Here is an 18,960-nt window from a genome sequence, read left to right on the forward strand (position 1 = left end):
TTTTATTGTGTTTCCAGCAAAGCACTCACGGCGGATGGCTGCACAAGTTCACCCGTATCATTGCCCCAGGCATTACGTTCATAAGTGATCACCGCCGCAATTTCGGCTGCTGACAGGGTCGCACCAAAAGCAGGCATGGCGGTGCCTGTTTTACCATGCAAAACGATTGCCTTATGTGCATCCATGGAATTTGGGTCTGTCGCAATAGCACTGCCAGCCAACGCCGGGAACATCGGAGGTAACCCCTGTCCTTCAGGCTGATGGCAAGCGGCGCAATAAGTATTATAGGTTGCCATACCCCGTTCCATTAGCTCATCCATCTCCCATTCGCGGTCGGAACCAGCCGCTTCTACTGCAGCGGCCTCGCGACGACTATCCAGCCAGGCGACATAGTCCTCGGGAGTAACCGCTTTAACCTCAATCGGCATAAAACCGTGATCCCGACCACACAACTCAGCACATTGACCACGGTAAGTACCCGGTTCATCAATCTCGAACCAGCTTTCATTGACAAAACCAGGAATCGCGTCCTTCTTAACCGCCAGGTCAGGTACCCACCAGGAATGAATCACATCATTGGCAGTCAGCAACACCCGGATCTTCTTACCGGTCGGCACCACCATAGGCTCATCCACCTCAAGCAGGTAGTTATCACTCTTGATATCCGTTTCGTAAATCTGCTCTCTTGGAGTTGCCAGATTACTGAAAAAGCTGACATCTTCTTCAAGGTATTCATAACGCCAGCGCCATTGAAACCCGGTCACCAATACATCAATGTCAGCCTCAGAAACGTCATACATTTTTTTCAGGGTAGCGGTTGCGGGTACTGCCATCAGCACCAGTATCACCAAGGGAATCGCCGTCCAGATGATCTCAACGGTGGTGTTTTCATGAAAATGTGCCGCGTTTGCCCCTTTGGACTTACGGTAGGCTATCAGCGAATAGAACATAACCCCGAAGACCACCACGGCAATCACCACACAGATCCACAATATGATCATGTGCAGTCCATACACTTCCCGACTGATCTCGGTGACACCGTCCGGCATATTCCATCCGGATGAGGTATTTATTGATGACGCCTGTGCAAAGCCAGCAAATAATGACAGAAGCACGGCACGGAAAACTGTGCGAATGAGTTGGCCCATCAATCCCCCCTTTATTTTTATGAATAAGGAAATGCAGCCAGTATTTAGTTAAGTTGAGTATAGACAGGAAATGAAAAGGTGCAATTATTTAATTAGCAGCTAACCAAGCAACACTGGCGACTAAAATAACTAAAATCAACGCCATAAGAATACCAACAAGAATAAATTTCCAAGGTGATACTGACTGAAAGTCCTGCTGCCGGTTGGCTTCAGACTGTACGCCGAAAAAGGCAGCCAGTACTGATTTAATTATCTTAAGCATTTTAATCCACCTATTAACCACACATTTTATAGAGGAAATAATGAATAACTTCATATGTCTGTTAATTACCACACATAAGCAAAGTATTATTTTAAAAATATAATTATTTCATTACTTTATATAAAGTAGACTATAGAACAGAAAATATAAATGCGTAGTTTTGAACCTGGACGATACAATTCTATCAATAGCTTATATTTGAATAGACTTGCTATGGCTCATGACGCCATGCACGGCGCCTATGTAGTCATATAAGAAGGATTTTGTGCCCGTATAGCCTGCTAAACGGGGTGATAGGCATGATTTAAGCGCAGGTTGGCATGATCAATCAGTAACACGTGGATTTTTGCGATGAATCACGGCATGCAGTGCAGTCTGGTATTCAAAATACACCGTAAATTCATCATAAACCCACCGACTGATGGGTGGCTGACCGACTGGAGCCACTTTTCTCACAGGCTCACCAAAACGACCTAGCACAGCTTGTTCAGACAAGCCGTTAACAAACATCTGGTCACCCGGGCGTACTTCAGGCTGAAACTGATTGATGGTTAACACCTCGGCTGCCACAGGCCCTGAAAATAAAGCCAGCAACAACAATCCCAACATCCCTGTGAAATTTAACTTGTTCATGACAATGTTCCTTCCTCTGATAGTAGTATTCAAGCACAGCAGCTGAATAAAACTCTAGCCTGAGCCTGCTTGCATTACAACTCCCTGCATTGAACTGCCAGCGATACCTGCCGTAATCTTGACTCAGCTCAGGCTATTGGTTTCAGGGAAGTGCCGCTACCACCATGATTTCAACCTTCCATTCCGGCTTGGCCAGCTTGGCTTCAACACAAGCGCGCACCGGTGGGCGTCCTGGTGTGACCCAGGCATCCCAGGCGGCATTCATCTGGTCAAATTCGGCCAGATCTGTCACCCAAATGGTGGCAGATAGCAGATGATCCTTTGCAGTGCCTGCCTGCGCCAACAGCGCATCGATACCGGCCAGAATCTGCTCAGTTTGCCCACGCATATCAGCGCTGGCATCGGCTGCCACCTGGCCTGCCAGGTACACTGTGCCATTATGCACTGTAACCTGACTCATTCGCTGATTGCTGCCTTGATAAGTAATAGTCATGCTGTTTCTCTCATTGTGGTTGTGTAAGATGCCTTGTCAGACACCACGAAATCCCGTTAAAAATGCCGCCAGGTTGTTACCCAGATGTGCCGTCGGATAGCCTCCTTCCTGAACGACGACTGTAGGCAGGTTTAAACCTGCCAGGCGAATACCTATAGCAGTAAAGTCCTCTGTTTCCAGCGCCAGTCCGGCCAAGGGGTCGTCTTTATGTGCATCCAGTCCCAGGGCAATAACGATAGCCTCAGGCCTATACTCGGCCAAACGCTGCAACAAGGCATCCAGGGTGCTCAGAAACCCCTGCCCGTCGGTTCCGATAGGCAAGGGCATATTGACATTAAAGCCCTGCCCGACCCCGGTACCGGTTTCCTTCTCATCGCCCCAAAAGAAAGGATAAAACGCCCGCGTATCGGCATGCAGGGAGCCGGTCCAAACATCGTTTCGTTCATAGAATATTGTCTGAGTACCGTTACCATGGTGCAGATCAACATCCACCACCGCCACCCGATCGTACTTTTCACGTAGCACGGTTGCAGCAAGTGCCGAGTTATTCAGGTAACAGAAGCCTCCTGCCAGTTCCGGCCCGGCATGATGTCCTGGCGGACGGCACAGGGCATAGGCAGAGTCCTCTCCAGCTAAAACACTTTCAGCAGCGGCTTCAGCTGTTGCCGCGCTGGCCATAATGCCTTTGAAGCTGTCCGGTCCCATGGGGCAGGCCATATCACTCAGATGCCAGCCTGCCAGTCCTACCGGATGCTCAGGATACTGTGTCGCCGTACCGCAAGGGTGGGTATTCGGCGTGACTATATCAGATGCGCCTGGCAAGTCGATCCAGCGTTGATAGATAGTCTCCAGAAAGTCCAGATAACGCGGTGTATGAATTTGTAGCAAACGCGCACGAATACGCTGCTGTTGCATATCGCTACCCAGCCCCTCGGGCGCCGTCAGTTGCATGTTATGCTTGTCCAGCGTGGCACGTAAAATATCGGCACGGACCGGCCCTTCCGGCGAATCAATGATTTTGCCGCGCATGATCATTGTCGCCGGAGCATGCAGGCTTTGGGGTTCAGCGTAATAAAATTTCATGCGTTTTCCACTTTAACTGTTCAGGATAAAAATCAGTTGATGCCTTCCAGCAGCAGGGCGATACCCTGACCGCCACCGATGCAAGCGGCGGCGATACCGTAACGCCCCTGTTGTTGCTGCAAGGTACGCGCCAGTGTACCTGCCAGGCGAATGCCGGTCGCACCCAGCGGGTGACCAAGTGCCAGCGCACCGCCATGAATATTCACCCGTTCTGCATCCAGCTGCAGCGTCTGTATGGCATACAAGGGCACAACACTGAAGGCTTCATTAATCTCCCAGAAATCGATCTGTTCAGCCCGCAGCCCGGTTAATGCCAGGAGTTTTTCCACGGCGGGCACAACACCCTGTCCCATCAGCTCCGGTCGTGTACCCCGATCGACACAAGCCACCACCCGTGCCAGAGGCTCCAGGCCACTGGTTTGCAATGCCTGCTCTGACATCAGCACAGCCAATCCAGCTCCGCTGGTCAGTGGCGAGCTATTGCCAGCGGTAATCTGGCCATTTTCATCAAATGCTGGCTTCAAAGCAGACAGTGTTTCCAGTGTGGTCGACTCGCGAATACAGGCATCCAGACTATAGCCAGCCTGCGCTGGCGTATCCACCGCCAAAATTTCACCTGCCAGAAAACCCTGTTCTCGTGCCGCACTGGCCAACTGGTGTGAGCGACAGGCAAAGCGATCCATCGTCTCACGGCTGATATCGCCCAGCTTGGCCAGTGATTCTGCCGTCAGCCCCATATTCATCACTCTGGCGACATCATAATCCGGCTGTAGCTGCGGTACTGTGAGAATACCTTCCTTGAACAGCGCCGGACCCATGGGTACACGTGTCATATGTTCATAACCACCGGCAAGAGCAATATCAGCACCGCCTGAAGCGATATTCAAACTTGCCATGCGCATGGCCGCCAGACCCGATCCACACTGCTGATCGATCATCCGCGAGGCACACTGATCACCAATGGCTGTCTGAAGTATGGGATAACGTCCACCAAAACTCCACTGCTCCTTCACTCCCAGTGCACAGCCCAGGCTCAGGTCGTCCACCTGATCGGTTTGCAGTTGGGTGGTATCCAGCACCTCATCGATCAGTTTAGCCAGTAAAGCAGGTCCCGACAGGGATGAAAACGCATCCACTTCCGGTTTTTTCGGGTGCGCCCGGGTAAAGGCGGTGCGGCGGTAATGACTCAGGTAGACAGGTTTCATAAGGCTTCCAGTTTGCACCAGCGACTGATAAACAGCGCGTAGGTTTTCAGAACATGGCGAATCGATTCAATATCGACACACTCATCCACGCCATGGATATTTTTGGCTATAGGACCGTAACAGGTGCCCGCGGTACGACTGTAAAAATGAAAGGCGCGCAGGTCTGTGGTGCAGGTAGACAAATAATGCTCCGGTTCACTATCGGTGAGTGAGCGGTGGCAGTCAGCCAGCATGCCAATACCGCCATGCTTCAGATCGACCAGATGACCTTCCGAGCGAAAGCCATGAAAGCGCAGCACAGGTTTAGAAATGGCCAGGTTACTGCTGGACCTGTTGACACTTTCCACCGCATCACTGACTTTCTGCATGATCTCATTGGCGGACATCCCTGGTGGAAAACCTATCCGGCCTTCCATTTCGGCGTAAGCAGGGACACTCGAGGGCCAGTTGCCTCCCTGAATTTTACCGATATTCAGGTTAAAGGGGCGCGCCACTGAATCATACGGCGGGGCTTTGTGATAGGTGTTGAGCTCTTCTTCCAATAACTTCAGTGCTGGAATATAACGCTGCAGTTTTTCGATGGCATTTTCTCCGGCGGCGGTATCCAGCACATGCACCGGTTTGCCCTGCACCGTGAGTTTGAACCAGAGCACGCCTACCTGACCGGAATAGATCTGTGGACCAAAGGGTTCCGGAATCAACACAAAATCGCCGCCAAAACCCTGCTGCAGACACGACAGCGCGCCATTACCGGAACACTCCTCTTCGACCACCGCCTGCAACGTAATTGGTGAGGTAATTTTGTACCCGGCATGCTGCACTGCATGAACGGCAAAGATCATTGCCGCCACACCGGATTGCATATCGCCAGCGCCCCGTCCGTACAACCAGCCATCCTGAACCCAGGGCTCATGTGGAGCCTGAGTCCACATATCGACAGGGTCGGCAGGGACCACATCCAGATGACCGTTAAATACCAGGGTTTTGCCACTGGCTCCCGGATTGAGCTGCGCTACCAGATTGTACTTGTCTTCATGGTTCCAGGGCACGGGGGCATAGAGTGAATGGGTACAGAGTTCAGCGTGCTTCATCGCCACGCGCTGTACCGGTAACTGCAGTGCCTGCAGCTGCCGCTCCACCACATCCAGCACACCCTGCTCCTGATTCAACACACTGTACTGTTTGACCATATCCTGGGTAAACGCCAGGGTATCGGCAAATACCGCATCACAGCTTTGCAGAATGGCCTGTTCTCTGGTATCAAGATTCATAAACTACACATCTCCTCTGCAAAGATCAGCCTGGCTTCAGTGATCTCCTGCAACTGATCTGGGGTCATACCCTCGGTTATCTCACGAACGATCAGCCCTTCCGGCGTAACATCCATTACCGCCTTGTCGGTAATGATGCGCGAGATGCAATGGTAAGCCGTGACTGGCAAACGGCATTGCTGCAGTATTTTTGACCGCCCTTGTTTGTCGCAATGGGTCATCAGCACCACAATGCGCGGTGTTTTTTGCGCCAGTTCCATTGCCCCACCAATACCAGGAGAAAACTTGCCGGGGATTTTCCAGTTGGCCAGGTTGCCCTGCTGATCCACTTCAAAAGCACCAATCATGGTCAAATCGATTTTACTGCGCCGGATCATCGCAAAGGACACCGCACTGTCAAAAAAACTGCTTCCCTCAACGGTGGATACATAGGCGCCAGCGGCATCAATCAGCGAGGCACTCATCTGCTCTCGTGGGGCCTGCTTCCAGGAGCCTAATACACCATTCTCGGAATGTATCAGTACATCCAGGTCATCCGGCAGGTAATTCAGCAACTGCGTTGGCAGGCCGATACCCAGATTAAGGATGCTGCCCGGCTGAATCTCTTTAACAGCGCGTTTCAATAAACTTTCAATGTCTGACATGATGCTCCATTATCCTGTATTCCTGGGTTAACTGGGGCAACACCACCAAACGGTCAACAAATGCACAGGGTGTGTGTATCTGATTCGGTAGCAGTTCGCCGGGTTCAAAACAGGCTGGCGTCTCAACGATGACCTGATCCGCGGCCATCGCCATCAACGGATTAAAGTTCATTGCACTGCCTTCATAGATGAGGTTTCCGAAACGATCAGCACGTGCGGCATGCAGCAGGGCAAAATCTGCCTTGAGTGCCATTTCCATCTTGTACTGCTTACCCTGCCACTCCAGTAACTGCTCGGGACGGGTAATCTCGGAATGCAGACCGATATCGGTGAGAAAACCGTAACTGCCAGCGCCTGCCGTGCGTATTTTTTCAGCCAGCATGCCCTGCGGATGAAACTCCACCACTAATCGCTGGCTGTTCATCCATTCAATGGCGGTTTTATTCAAACCTATATGAGTGGTGATGAGTCGATCCACCCGCCCCTGCTCAATCAACTTGCTTATACCAATACCCGCTTCATTGGCATCATTCTTGATCAGTGTCAGGTTGCGTTGTCCCTGGCGCAACAGCTCATCTATCAGGCTGAAGGGTGTCCCTGGACTGCCAAACCCACCGACCATGATCACAGCACCCGAGGGGATGGCTGCAATCGCTTCTTCAATCGAGGTTGTTTTATTCACAAGTCACATCCGAAATTATTTTAATAAACAAACAGTTATTATTATGTAGTTATGGCAGAATCCGGCTGAATTCAGCCAATGCCTGGTCCAGTAACGTCATCATTTCATCAATTTCTGCACGCGTGGTGTTCAAGGGTGGCGTCACCAGAAAGTGATCGCCTTCGACACCGTTCAGGCAGCGCCGTGGATAGATCAACAAACCTTTCTCTCTGGCAATCGCGGTGATTTTACTGAAGGCATTAAATTCTGCCGGGAAAGGGGCTTTGCTACCCTGTGACTGCACCAGCTCGACCCCCTGCAAAAACCCGATGCCGCGCACATCGCCAATAAAGTCATAACGGGCTTTTAACTGATCCAGTTGCTGACGCAGATAGATCCCCAGCTCGCGCACATTATCCAGGATGCCTTCATTCTGCATGGCACGGATCACTGCCAGGCCTGTTGTACAGGCCAGCGGGTTACCGGCATAGGTATGGCCGTGCATAAAGCCACCCTGATTCTGCACCTGGTCAACCAGGTCACCTTTGGCCAGAATCCCGGCTACCGGGTAGTAACCGGCACCCATGCCCTTTGCCAGCACCAGAATATCCGGGCAAACACCCCAGTGCTGCCAGGCAAACCATTCACCCGTGCGGCCTAGGCCACTGAGCACTTCATCCATAATCAGCAAACAACCGAAGCGATCACACAGTGTGCGAATCCCTTCTACATAACGTTTATTCAGCATTCTGGCGCCAGTACTGGCACCGCCCACTGGCTCAAGCACAAAGGCCACAATACTGTCCTCTGGTTGAGCCGCCATGGCTGCTTCTGTTTGTGATAAAACGGCCTCAACATGTGTCTCTATATCCGCTTCTTTAAAGCGGTAAAAGTCCGGTGATGGCACTTTTACTGACGGCGTGATCAGATCTTCATAAGGGCGCTCCAGAGGTTCATAGCCGGTAAGACCCAGCGCACCGAGCGTGCTGCCATGATAAGAGGGGCGTAAGGAAACAAAACGCTGGCGTTGTGGCTCACCACGGTCATAAAAATACTGGCGTGCCAGTTTCATCGCACTTTCAACCGCTTCCGAGCCACTGCCAACAAAAAACACCTTATGCAACTGCGCTTCGGTTAATGCCACCAGGGCATCACCCAGATCAATCGCCACCTGGCTTTCAAACTGGGTGCGATAGCTGAAGGCCACCTGATCCAGCTGGGCTTTCATCGCGGCCGTTACGGCCGGATGCTGATGCCCAAGGCTGCAGGTAATGGCACCTGAGCAACCGTCGATATAACGTTTACCCAGGGTATCCCACATATAAATACCCTGGGCATGGCTGATTAACGGCAGCTCTGCACCCGCCTGATAAAACAAAGCGTTACTTGTCATAAAACCTCTAACTCGGCTGAAAAAAGCACAAAGATTCCCCTGCCCTGTCCGTAAACACGGACCAGAGACTCCATTTTTCACTCGTGTTTACTGATAAACGCTAGCGATTACTATCCAGATGCTTGCGCAGGAAGTTGCGGGTACGCTCGTGGTCCGGATTGGTAAAAAATTTGTCCGGTGTGCCTTCTTCCACCACAACCCCACCATCCATAAACATCGCCCAGTCGGATACATCCCGCGCGAAGGCCATCTCGTGAGTTACGATCAGCATGGTCATATGATCCTTGGCCAGCCCCTGCATAACCTGGTTAACCTCTTCGACCAGCTCCGGATCCAATGCTGAGGTGGCTTCATCAAACAGCATCACCTTGGGCTGCATCGCCAGGGCTCTGGCAATGGCTACACGCTGTTTTTGCCCGCCAGACAGTCGGGAAGGATAGACTTCAGCCTTGTCAGCCAGGCCTACACGATCCAGGTATTCCCGACCCAGCTCTTCGGCCGGTTTTTTTTCCATGCCTTTAAGCTTACGTGGCCCCAGTGTCACATTTTCAAGCGTTGAAAGGTGCGGGAAAAGGTTAAAGTGCTGAAACACCATGCCCATATTCTGACGAATATGGTTAATATGCCGCTCAAACGCCAAGCCACTCATATCCGGTCGGTTCACCTGGACACCATCCAGCATGATCTGGCCTTTATCTATGACCTCAAGATGATTCACGGAACGCAACAATGTACTTTTACCTGAGCCGGATGAACCGATAATCGAAACAATCTTGCCACGCGGCACGGTCAGGTTAATGCCCTTAAGCACCTCAAGTTCACCAAACTTTTTGTGAACATTGATGATATCCACCATGGGTGTTTCGCTAGTTGTATCAGTTTTCATAACTGTCCCATTTAAAAAGGTTTATTCACTGGAATAATCACGGGTTATCGACGATCAGCTGTCATGCGTTCAAAGCGAGACTGGCCATATTCCATAAACAAATTCAGGATGTAATAAATGACGGCGATTACAATAAAGAATTCGAATGGACGGAAAGACACACTAATCGCATATTGCGAGGCATACACCAGTTCCGCGACCCCTATTGCCGATAGCACCGAGGTATCCTTGACCATCAAAATCAGGTTATTGCCTATCTGCGGCACAGAGCGGATAAAGGCTTGTGGCACGATAATGTAATAAATAGTCCTGAGATGCCCAAACCCCAGTGAACGTGACGCTTCATATTGTCCCGATGACACAGAGCGTATAGTGGCGATAAAAATATCGGCGTTATAGGCCATATAGTGGAAGCCCAGCCCCAGTACCCCCACCATCAACGCCGGTATCAGTATCCACTCTCCCAAACCGAAGTAGAGAAAATACAGCTGCAGCAACAGCGGCGTGGTCATAAATAACCAGATAAAGAAGCGCAACGGCCAACTCACCACTTTGTTGGTGAAAATCGAGATCACCGCCACCAACAAACCGCCCACTATGGAGAAGATTGCCACAACCAGAGCGATCAGGAAGGTCACTCCCATGCCTTTCAAGAGTGTAGGGGCATAGGTAATGACTGGAGAAAAATCAAATTCCATCACTGTACCCTCTTAACTAAAGTGGTGTAGCGGGTGGCGCGACGATAAGCCAGCTCAACAATTCCCATAACGGCATAGACAATGCAAATATACATAACGGCCGTGAGAGCGAAAATTTCGAACGGCTTGTAGGTTGAACCTATAAGACGTTGCGCCTGATACGTCAGTTCCACTACAGAAATAATCGATACCAATGAAGAGTTCTTAACCAGCACAATACCCAACACACCCACGGAACGAATCATTAAACCGGCTGCTTGTGGTAACACCACATAGGTCAGCGTTTGAAAACGACCAAATCCGATTGAGCGCGATGCTTCATTCTGACCGCTGTCTACCGATTCCAGTGCACCGCGAATGGCTTCACTCATATACGCACCGATATTAAAGGCACCCACCAACACACCGCAGGTAAATGGATCCAACCTGATTCCCAGAGCGGGACCACCATAAAACACCAGCAACAGTTGCACAAAATAGGGCGTACCCCGGATAACGCTAATATAACCACGGGCAAACCATTGCAGTGGAATAAACTTGATTGAACGCATGAAAACCAGTACACAGGCAACGACAAAACCCAGCGAGATTGCGCGAGCAGATATATCGACGGTAACCCAGGCGGCTTTTAGCAATAAGGGGGTCACCCCGACCATCAATTCAAAATCCATACTCCAACCCTTTTTCTATTTTAAATCTCAGGGAGACAAGAGTTGTTATAGGGGTATAAGCCACAAGCCAACAATCACTAAGACAAAAAATGACTTGTGCCTTGTACCCACAGAAACATCTGATCTGTCATATCAGATTACAGGTGGAGTTACTCGATAGTCGCACCTTCACCGATCCACTTATCGACGATGCTCTGATAGGTGCCATCTGCTTTAATTTCAGCCAGAGCAGTGTTCAAAGCTTCGAGTAGTTCAGGTTTATTTTTCTGAATGGATATAGCTGCAGGCCATCTTGGCAGTTCACCCACCTCAACTAATTTAATATCCGGATTGTTTTCTCTCAGAGCGACATAGACAGGGACATCATCCGCGATAATGGCATCCACACGCCCTGTTGTCAGGCCTGTAAGCATATCTGGCAGGCCCTGGAAGGTCTGGTTACGCCATTTGCCATCACCATTTTCAACAGCCCACTGGTTACCGGTTTCACCGATCGTAGAACCTACACGTTTGCCTTCAAGGTCTTCCAGGCTGTTAATATCGGTGTTATCGCCTTGTACCCACACTGATAAGCCTGAACTGTAATAGGAGTCAGTAAAATCCACTGCACGCTGACGTTCTTCAGTGACACTCATACTACAGATACAGGCATCAAAACGTCCGCCGGCCAGTGCCGCGACTATGCCACTCCAGGGAGAGGTTTGAATATCGACATCCACGCCCATTTTTTCTGCCACAGCTTTGGCAATATCGACATCAAACCCGACCACATTTCCATCAGTATCAACAAAACTGAAAGGGGGGTAAGCACCCGAGTTTGCAACTTTAAACACATCTTCTTTAATTTGAGGTAAATCGCGTGCATCAGCCGTCATGGAAACCATGGATGCAGTACTAAAAACAAACGCAGCGGCTACCAGGGATTTAGTTAAATGCTGTTTAATCATATTCATGTTGTTATCCTACTTAGTGAAAAGATCTTGTTTATACCTGGAGGTATAAACAACACAGTTTGCCGGATTGATCAGTCATACTTCAGCTCTTCACAACCGAATCAATCAATAGAGTTTAAGCCTGTATCAAAAAACTGACTTGTTTTGAGTGTAAGTCAAATTCAATTAATTTCAACTTATAATGTTTTTTCATTAAATGATGATTTTTACTCATGGTATTTTCACGATGAACACGTGATAATCTGTCCAATACGGATCGATATTCACGGGACAATCTAATGAAAGAAGTAAACTTAAACTCACTCAAATCACTGATGGTTTTCAAGACACTCTATGAATCTGATACCGCCACCCGTGCAGCCAAAGCACTTGGGCTTACTCAGTCAGGTGTCAGCCGATCCCTGGCACAACTGGAAGACAATATTGGTATGCCCCTGTTCATGCGCCACAAAAACCGACTTATCAAACTGCCTGAAGCCGATGAGTTGTATCAGGAAATTATGCAACTGATGGGTAATCTGGATGAAATGAAACATACCATAGTCGCGCTGCGTGAATTTGGTGTGTCCCGAATGCGTTTAGCCTCAGCTCCGGCCCTTGGTTTTGCTTATATTCCGGAGGTCATTGCAGCTATTTTGAAGATTAACCCGAAATACAGCATCTATTTCGATATTATGCCCAGTCCCGATGTTGTCCGTGCAGTGGAATCAGGGCATTTTGATGCGGGCTTCGTGACGTTGCCGATCAGTAGTGAACGACTGAGTGTTGATGAACTGTTTGCGGTAGAAGCTGTGTGCCTGATACCTGCAGGCCACGCGTTGGCTGAGGCTGATTATATTGAAGTGGCTGACCTGAAAAATCAGCACCTGGTCATTCCCAACCAGCCTAATCTGGCTGCAGACCAGCTGCTCAGCCTTATTTCACAACACAAGGTGAAAATTGCCGGAAAAACCGAAGCCAATATTGCGGCCATTTGTAGTCTGGTGGCCAATGGAGTGGGCATCAGTCTGATCAATCCGATTACCGCCTATGATACAGTCGCCGTTCGACGTGATATTGTTATCAAGCCCTTTCGCCCGGCATTTCATTATCGCTTTGGCCTGGCCTATCGCCGTAGCTGGGCCGACACTCAACTGATCAGGCTGCTGAAGGACAACCTGCCAAGTACACCCAAGTATCTTAGCCAACGCACCTGATCATGGAGCCTCGGTTACGTTTACTAAAAACTGATTGATATCAACCCTGTCTATCTGCTCTGGCTGCATAAACTTCTGTGCATACTGCTGATAGATACCTGAGCGCAGAAACAACTCGAAGACATCAGCATCCAGGTGTTCTTCGGCAACCATCCTGGCCATAATTGCCAGTGATTGCGTCAGGGTTTTACCCTGTTTGTAAGGACGATCGACTGCCGTCAGGGCTTCAAACACATCCGCCACTGCCATAATGCGTTCCTGTAAACTCATCTCACCAGCAGGCAGGCGTCTAGGGTACCCACTGGCATCCATTTTTTCATGATGATTACCGGCAATAGCCGGCACCTTTGCCAGATAATCAGGCAATGGCAAAGCATCCAGCATAATAATAGTCTGTACAATATGCTCGTTGATTTTAAAGCGCTCTTCCTCTGTGAGAGTGCCTTTACTTATAGTCAGGTTATACATCTCCCCCTGATTATAAGCGACTTCAGGTACCAGCATATCAAAGCCCCAGTGATTATCCGGATCGTCTTTTGCAACCGGTGGTTTACGCCCATGCCAGGGAAACACCTGCTCCGGGCGGTCACTCAGTAATGGCTCCCCGGTTGGCAACACCTCTTCAGGAAGACCCTCTAAGCGCTGTTTTTCATCCTGAGACAGCCCTATTCGATTGCTAAAATGCCGTGTCCAGCGTCGGGACCCTATTTCATAAATACGATCCACATCAGCATCCGACATAAACTCTCCACCCATATTAGCGCTGGCAATAAAGCTGAATTCATCGATAAGCTGCTGCTGGACGGCATTGCACCGGCTCTTAAGAGTTTCCGGATTCATTCCATCCAGAATACCCTGCAAGCAGTCTATCTCTGCATCCCGATACAAGACTTCAAAGCGGGTACGAATTTCATGAATGCGGTTATATATCGTTTCCAGCTTGGTCGCCTTATCAACCACATACTCTGGACTGGTAATCTTGCCACAGTCATGCAACCAGGCTGCAATACGAAAGGCCTCCGTTTCAGCTTCATTCATCTGGTAATTCTGAAATGCCGGTAACTCACTGCGCAGCGCCGCATCAGAAAGCATTATCGCCAGCTCCGGAACCCGCTCACAGTGGCCACTGGTATAGGGAGACTTGGCGTCAATGGCATCGGCAATCAGACGGATAATACCGTCAATTAAAGCTTTTTGTTCCCGAATCATCTGACGGGTTTCTATCGCTACAGCCGCCGCTCCGGAAATATCATCAATAAATGCACGCAGTCCTTTAATATCAGCTGATCGGCTATCAATAGCATCGATAATCAACACCCCCAGCAGATTTTCATAGCGATCACGTAGCATGGTACATACATAAAAGTCATAACCTGCTTTTCTGACTAGCTCACGTACCTGCCCGTCCATTTCATGCGCTTCCGACAATTCGATGCTTTCAGGCAATGTCTGACTAGTCATACGGTTATTCAGTTTCAGTGTTTGTGTTGGGCTATCAAACAGATAGATACATCCCGATACATGCCCTACGGCCATAACCAACTCTTCGAGGACTGACTGCAACAACTGATCCGGATCTCGCTCACGGTTGAGTGTCATAGACAGGGATTTAAAGTGCCGGATAGTAGAAGACATATCATCCAGTACCCTTGCCAGTGCATGCACTTCGCGGATGGATGTCTGCGTAGTAATTTTGTTGTCAAAATTCAGGTTTGCCAGTGAACGTACTTGCTTTTCCAGCTCAGCAATAGGATTGCCGATGCGCTGGCCTACAGCCCACCCTGACAAGAGCAGCACCAACATAATTGAAAAGGCCCACTGCACCTGGCTCAGAAAACTTTTTTCAACATTACCCAACAACTCCTGACCTGGTATGGCAATCAATATCCTCAAGTCATCATCACCCAGTACAGCAAGTGGTGACACGAAACCGTACCAGTTTTGTCCGGCATGGTTAAAGTACGTCAGGTTACGGGTTCCCACTGATTGTCTAACCAGAGACTGAAGTACTGGAACATTTATTTCACCCAGTGTTGCCAGTCGGGTTTCACGTGCATCACTCAGAATAAAACGATCTATATCCGGGTAGGCAAGCAACAGCTCATCCTGATTGATAATGGCAATTTCAGTACCCGGTGTCAGGCGCAATGAATCCATTTGCTCGCTCAGATCCATTACCGTAGCATCAATGCCAAGTACTACACCGTCACCGGCATGCAGTGACATACTCACCCCCACCTCCTGGGTGGTGTAGAACAGATAGGGCGCTGTGAGCTTTACACTTTCAGAATCAAGAGATTGCTGATACCAGGGACGACTGTGTGGATCAAAGGTGTAATGGGGCACGCTACGCACTTCAATAAGGTCGTTCAGAGACGCATCATAAAAAAGCCACTCGCCCCGACGGCCTTCATCAACATCTGTAACAACGCTTTGCAATAGATAATAACTGCCCTCAGGAGCCCCAAAAAATGCCCTGGCTTGAGCAGTGTGCAGCTGTCTAAGCAGCAGGAAGTCGGCATTGTCATAGCCGATATAGACAGCACTCAGCAACGTATTTGCCTTCAGTATTTCGGCAATCGCAGGCAGTCGGCTGAGGCGTTGCAGCGGGTCGTCGGTACTGATCAGTGGATCGTGTCGAAGCATCCTGATCAGCATTTGATTTGGCTCCATCAGCTTCTGGATGCGGTCATTGATGGTAACCGTCAGTTGCCGGCTCGCCTGGTCAGCTACTTCCAGAATACCTGATTGCATACCACGATAGCCCTGAAAAATTAGCACGCTGGCGAGCAAAGCCATGCTTAGCGTAACCGTTACTGCAATCAATAATTTAAAGGAGATACGTTTCATTTTTGCCTCTAACCATCCAGTGTTATCAGCTATAACTCACTGAAATTATGTAAACTTCGGTGTCACATTAGATATTATAGATGGATACCTGTTCAAAAACATACCTAGTTAGCTGTTCAAAGTCATTTCAAATAGCTGATACTGAACGACAGTTTTGTTGCAGATTTGCAAATAACAACCATGTCCTTAGTGCCTGTTAAGCACCCCATCTGAGAGATGAAAGCTAAAACAATTGACCAAAAGAGGGGAATAACTCCCTATTATCATTAAAAGGTCATGTAACTTTCATTGAGTAGTCATATATAAGCCTTAGCATCAAATAATGAACCGCAATAATGCGGATGTTTATATTGCGATAGGTGATGATATGACATGTACTAAAACACCTCATCCGATTCTGAGCATAGAGAATCTAGGCATAACATATCCTGGTGGTATTGAAGCAATTCGCTCAACCTCAATTCAATTTCAACCTGGTGAATTTAATGTACTTCTCGGTCTATCTGGTGCGGGAAAGTCTTCGCTATTAAGAGCGCTAAATCACTTAGTAAAGCCTACTTCTGGTAACGTTATTTCAGCCGAATTCGGAGCATTGAATAATCAACGAATCTTACGGCAGCACCGTCGTAAAACCGCCATGGTATTTCAACACCATCAACTCATTCTACGCCATAGCGCTCTTAAGAATGTACTCATGGGACGGCTGGGATATTACTCATTCTGGCGCAGCTTATTACCTATGCCCCAAGACAGTTTAAAAATAGCCCTGAATTGTTTAGATCGTGTTGGCCTTGCTGATAAAGCCTTGACAAGAGTAGATCAATTATCCGGTGGTCAGCAACAACGTGTTGGCATTGCCCGTGCACTGGCCCAACAACCCACCATTATTCTGGCAGATGAGCCAGTCGCCAGCCTTGATCCTTCTACCTCCGAAAAAATTCTGACTCTACTGAAAAAAATCTGTGCCGAGGACGGAATCACTGCCGTAGTGTCATTGCATCAACTTGAATACGCCAAACGGTTTGCTGATCGAATAATTGGTCTTTCTGACGCTCAAATAGTGTTTGATGCAGCTCCACAACAACTGGATAACAAGCAGTTGGCCCTGATTTACGAACAACCAGCCAGCCTTACAAAAGATGAAACATCCACCGATATAGAACGCCTATCTACCCAAAAAAATTTACCTCATAAAACTGCAACACAACTGGAGATTGCCTGATGAAACTGTTTAAACAATTACTGTTAGCAACGTCATTAATAATGATGGCCATTACGCCGTTATTCGCAGCGGATGCCGATCCAGATACGCTCAAAGTCGCGTTATTGCCTGATGAAAATGCTTCTGAACTGATCAAACGCAATAAGCCGTTGAAAGACTATCTGGAAATCGCGCTGAATAAAAAAGTGGAGTTAATTGTAACGACCGACTACTCCTCAATGATTGAAGCCATGCGTTTTGGGCGTATTGATCTAGCGTATTTTGGCCCTCTTTCCTATGTGATGGCCAAATCCAAAAGTGATATAGAGCCGTTTGCAGCGATGGTTATTGATGGTGTGCCGACCTATCGTTCTATTTTGATTGCCAATGTGGACTCAGGGATTGATTCCTATGCTGATATTAAAGGCAAAAAAATGGTCTACGGTGACCGAGCTTCAACTTCGAGCCATCTCATCCCAAAAACAGTACTTTTGGAAGAGGGTGGTATTGAAGCGCAAACAGATTATGAACAACACTTTGTCGGCTCGCATGATGCAGTTGCAATGAATGTGGCCAATGGTAACGCCGATGCGGGCGGACTTTCAGAAGTCATCTTCAATTTTGTTGTAGAGCGCCAACTAATCGATCCCACAAAAGTGAAAGTACTGGGACATAGCAAACCTTATCCACAATACCCTTGGGCGATGCGATCCAATTTGAATGACGACTTGAAAGCTAGAATCAAAGATGCATTTATCAGTCTAGATGATGAAGAAGTACTGAATAATTTTAAAGCCGAGGGATTTGCGCCAATTACTGATGCTGATTATGACGTTATTCGAGATATGGGAAAAATATTGAATCTTGATTTTGACAAGATGTAAGGAAACTTTATGAATACCCAAGTCATTACTCATCAAGATGTGCTGAAAAGTTACAGCCAACATTGGAAAAGGCAAACCCTGCAGATGATGGTCTTACTGACTGTCATTTTGCTGGCGGCTTGGTATGTAGATGTATTGAATTTCAAAATACTGGCTAACGGCTTGCCTGCTATTGGCACCTTAGCCGGTGAGTCTTTTCCGCCAGACTTTACCAATATCCGTCACTGGTTATCGCCCTTACTGGATACGCTTGCAATGAGCATTGCCGGGACAGCAATTGCGGTACTGTTATCGGTACCCATGGCATTTCTTGCTGCACGAAATACGACACCTCATGGAGTAATCTTCCAGCTATCTAGGATCTTTTTAAACGCGCTACGATCAGTTCCTGAACTGATTATGGGTATAATTTTTGTGGCAGCGGTTGGTTTTGGCGCATTACCGGGTGTTTTGGCATTAGCATTACATTCTATTGGGATGGTGGGTAAATTCTTTGCTGAAGCGATTGAGCATGTCGATGATGCACCGGTAGAAGCAGCACGTGCAGCCGGTGCTTCGCCAATGCAGGTGTTATACCACGCCATTTTACCACAAGTCATACCACAGTTTGCGGATGTAGCAATTTATCGTTGGGAATACAACTTCCGAGCTTCCACTGTGATGGGTATGGTAGGCGCGGGTGGCATTGGCTTTGAGCTGATGGGGTCATTACGTATTATGCAATATCAGGAAGTGTTTGCGATTTTGCTGGTGATTTTGCTAATGGTTACGCTAGTTGATGCTTTAAGCGGTGTGTTGCGCAAAAAATTCAAATAAGGAAAGGAATGC

19 protein-coding genes are annotated in these 18,960 nt (G+C 48.6%); 4 read left to right on the forward strand and 15 right to left on the reverse strand.

Going from position 1 to position 18,960, the window contains the following annotated elements:
• Nucleotides 1-2: 2 nt before the first annotated feature.
• From coxB to F5I99_RS12605, 14 genes are all read right to left on the reverse strand, one after another.
• Entirely contained in the window at nucleotides 3-1,148 is a 1,146-nt protein-coding gene (gene coxB / locus F5I99_RS12540; RefSeq protein ID WP_151056498.1) for a cytochrome c oxidase subunit II, read from the reverse strand.
• An 88-nt stretch (nucleotides 1,149-1,236) separates the two neighbouring features.
• Nucleotides 1,237-1,410 (reverse strand): DUF2970 domain-containing protein, encoded by a 174-nt coding sequence (locus tag F5I99_RS12545; RefSeq protein ID WP_151056500.1) that lies wholly within the window; start codon nucleotides 1,408-1,410, stop codon nucleotides 1,237-1,239.
• A 324-nt stretch (nucleotides 1,411-1,734) separates the two neighbouring features.
• Nucleotides 1,735-2,043 (reverse strand): hypothetical protein, encoded by a 309-nt coding sequence (locus tag F5I99_RS12550; protein WP_151056502.1) that lies wholly within the window; start codon nucleotides 2,041-2,043, stop codon nucleotides 1,735-1,737.
• A gap of 142 nt (nucleotides 2,044-2,185) precedes the next feature.
• A complete protein-coding gene (locus tag F5I99_RS12555) occupies nucleotides 2,186-2,536 on the reverse strand; it encodes a RidA family protein (RefSeq protein WP_151056504.1) in 351 nt (116 codons plus the stop codon).
• 36 nt (nucleotides 2,537-2,572) lie between these two features.
• Nucleotides 2,573-3,619, reverse strand: coding sequence for a histone deacetylase family protein (locus F5I99_RS12560; RefSeq protein ID WP_151056506.1), 1,047 nt, complete (start codon nucleotides 3,617-3,619; stop codon nucleotides 2,573-2,575).
• Between the two features lie 32 nt (nucleotides 3,620-3,651).
• Nucleotides 3,652-4,824 carry an acetyl-CoA C-acyltransferase gene (locus F5I99_RS12565; RefSeq protein WP_151056508.1) on the reverse strand — a complete coding sequence of 391 codons (1,173 nt, stop codon included), beginning with the start codon at nucleotides 4,822-4,824 and terminating at the stop codon, nucleotides 3,652-3,654.
• A complete protein-coding gene (locus F5I99_RS12570; RefSeq protein ID WP_151056510.1) occupies nucleotides 4,821-6,095 on the reverse strand; it encodes an ArgE/DapE family deacylase in 1,275 nt (424 codons plus the stop codon). Before F5I99_RS12570 ends, F5I99_RS12565 begins: the two co-directional genes overlap by 4 nt.
• A complete protein-coding gene (locus tag F5I99_RS12575) occupies nucleotides 6,092-6,739 on the reverse strand; it encodes a 3-oxoacid CoA-transferase subunit B (RefSeq protein WP_191905850.1) in 648 nt (215 codons plus the stop codon). Before F5I99_RS12575 ends, F5I99_RS12570 begins: the two co-directional genes overlap by 4 nt.
• Nucleotides 6,726-7,421, reverse strand: coding sequence for a CoA transferase subunit A (locus tag F5I99_RS12580; protein WP_151056514.1), 696 nt, complete (start codon nucleotides 7,419-7,421; stop codon nucleotides 6,726-6,728). The genes F5I99_RS12575 and F5I99_RS12580 overlap by 14 nt, the downstream gene beginning before the upstream one ends.
• A 49-nt stretch (nucleotides 7,422-7,470) precedes the next feature.
• Nucleotides 7,471-8,793, reverse strand: a complete 1,323-nt coding sequence (locus F5I99_RS12585; RefSeq protein WP_151056516.1) for an aminotransferase family protein — start codon at nucleotides 8,791-8,793, stop codon at nucleotides 7,471-7,473.
• 100 nt (nucleotides 8,794-8,893) lie between these two features.
• Complete coding sequence (locus F5I99_RS12590) at nucleotides 8,894-9,679, reverse strand: amino acid ABC transporter ATP-binding protein (protein ID WP_456093911.1); 786 nt, start codon at nucleotides 9,677-9,679, stop codon at nucleotides 8,894-8,896.
• 44 nt (nucleotides 9,680-9,723) lie between these two features.
• A complete protein-coding gene (locus F5I99_RS12595; RefSeq protein WP_151056518.1) occupies nucleotides 9,724-10,377 on the reverse strand; it encodes an amino acid ABC transporter permease in 654 nt (217 codons plus the stop codon).
• Nucleotides 10,377-11,048, reverse strand: a complete 672-nt coding sequence (locus F5I99_RS12600) for an amino acid ABC transporter permease (RefSeq protein WP_151056520.1) — start codon at nucleotides 11,046-11,048, stop codon at nucleotides 10,377-10,379. Before F5I99_RS12600 ends, F5I99_RS12595 begins: the two co-directional genes overlap by 1 nt.
• Before the next feature lie 149 nt (nucleotides 11,049-11,197).
• On the reverse strand, nucleotides 11,198-12,001 hold the full coding sequence (locus F5I99_RS12605) for a transporter substrate-binding domain-containing protein (RefSeq protein ID WP_225307401.1): 804 nt from the start codon (nucleotides 11,999-12,001) through the stop codon (nucleotides 11,198-11,200).
• A gap of 278 nt (nucleotides 12,002-12,279) precedes the next feature.
• On the opposite strand from F5I99_RS12605, the gene F5I99_RS12610 reads away from it, so the two are divergent.
• Entirely contained in the window at nucleotides 12,280-13,197 is a 918-nt protein-coding gene (locus tag F5I99_RS12610) for a LysR family transcriptional regulator (RefSeq protein WP_151056522.1), read from the forward strand.
• Here F5I99_RS12610 and F5I99_RS12615 read toward each other — a convergent pair whose 3' ends face one another.
• A complete protein-coding gene (locus tag F5I99_RS12615) occupies nucleotides 13,198-16,047 on the reverse strand; it encodes an HD domain-containing phosphohydrolase (protein WP_151056524.1) in 2,850 nt (949 codons plus the stop codon).
• A gap of 322 nt (nucleotides 16,048-16,369) precedes the next feature.
• Here F5I99_RS12615 and phnC point away from each other — a divergent pair, with 322 nt between their 5' ends.
• The 3 genes from phnC to phnE are packed head-to-tail and all read left to right on the forward strand — an operon-like array spanning nucleotide 16,370 to nucleotide 18,948.
• Complete coding sequence (gene phnC / locus F5I99_RS12620) at nucleotides 16,370-17,269, forward strand: phosphonate ABC transporter ATP-binding protein (protein ID WP_233282104.1); 900 nt, start codon at nucleotides 16,370-16,372, stop codon at nucleotides 17,267-17,269.
• Nucleotides 17,269-18,132 carry a phosphate/phosphite/phosphonate ABC transporter substrate-binding protein gene (gene phnD, locus F5I99_RS12625; RefSeq protein ID WP_151056526.1) on the forward strand — a complete coding sequence of 288 codons (864 nt, stop codon included), beginning with the start codon at nucleotides 17,269-17,271 and terminating at the stop codon, nucleotides 18,130-18,132. Before phnC ends, phnD begins: the two co-directional genes overlap by 1 nt.
• A gap of 9 nt (nucleotides 18,133-18,141) precedes the next feature.
• Nucleotides 18,142-18,948: a phosphonate ABC transporter, permease protein PhnE gene (gene phnE / locus F5I99_RS12630; protein ID WP_151056529.1), complete on the forward strand. Its 807-nt coding sequence runs from the start codon at nucleotides 18,142-18,144 to the stop codon at nucleotides 18,946-18,948.
• Nucleotides 18,949-18,960: the final 12 nt, after the last annotated feature.

This window comes from Nitrincola iocasae (assembly GCF_008727795.1).
In the GTDB taxonomy this organism is placed as follows: domain Bacteria; phylum Pseudomonadota; class Gammaproteobacteria; order Pseudomonadales; family Balneatricaceae; genus Nitrincola; species Nitrincola iocasae.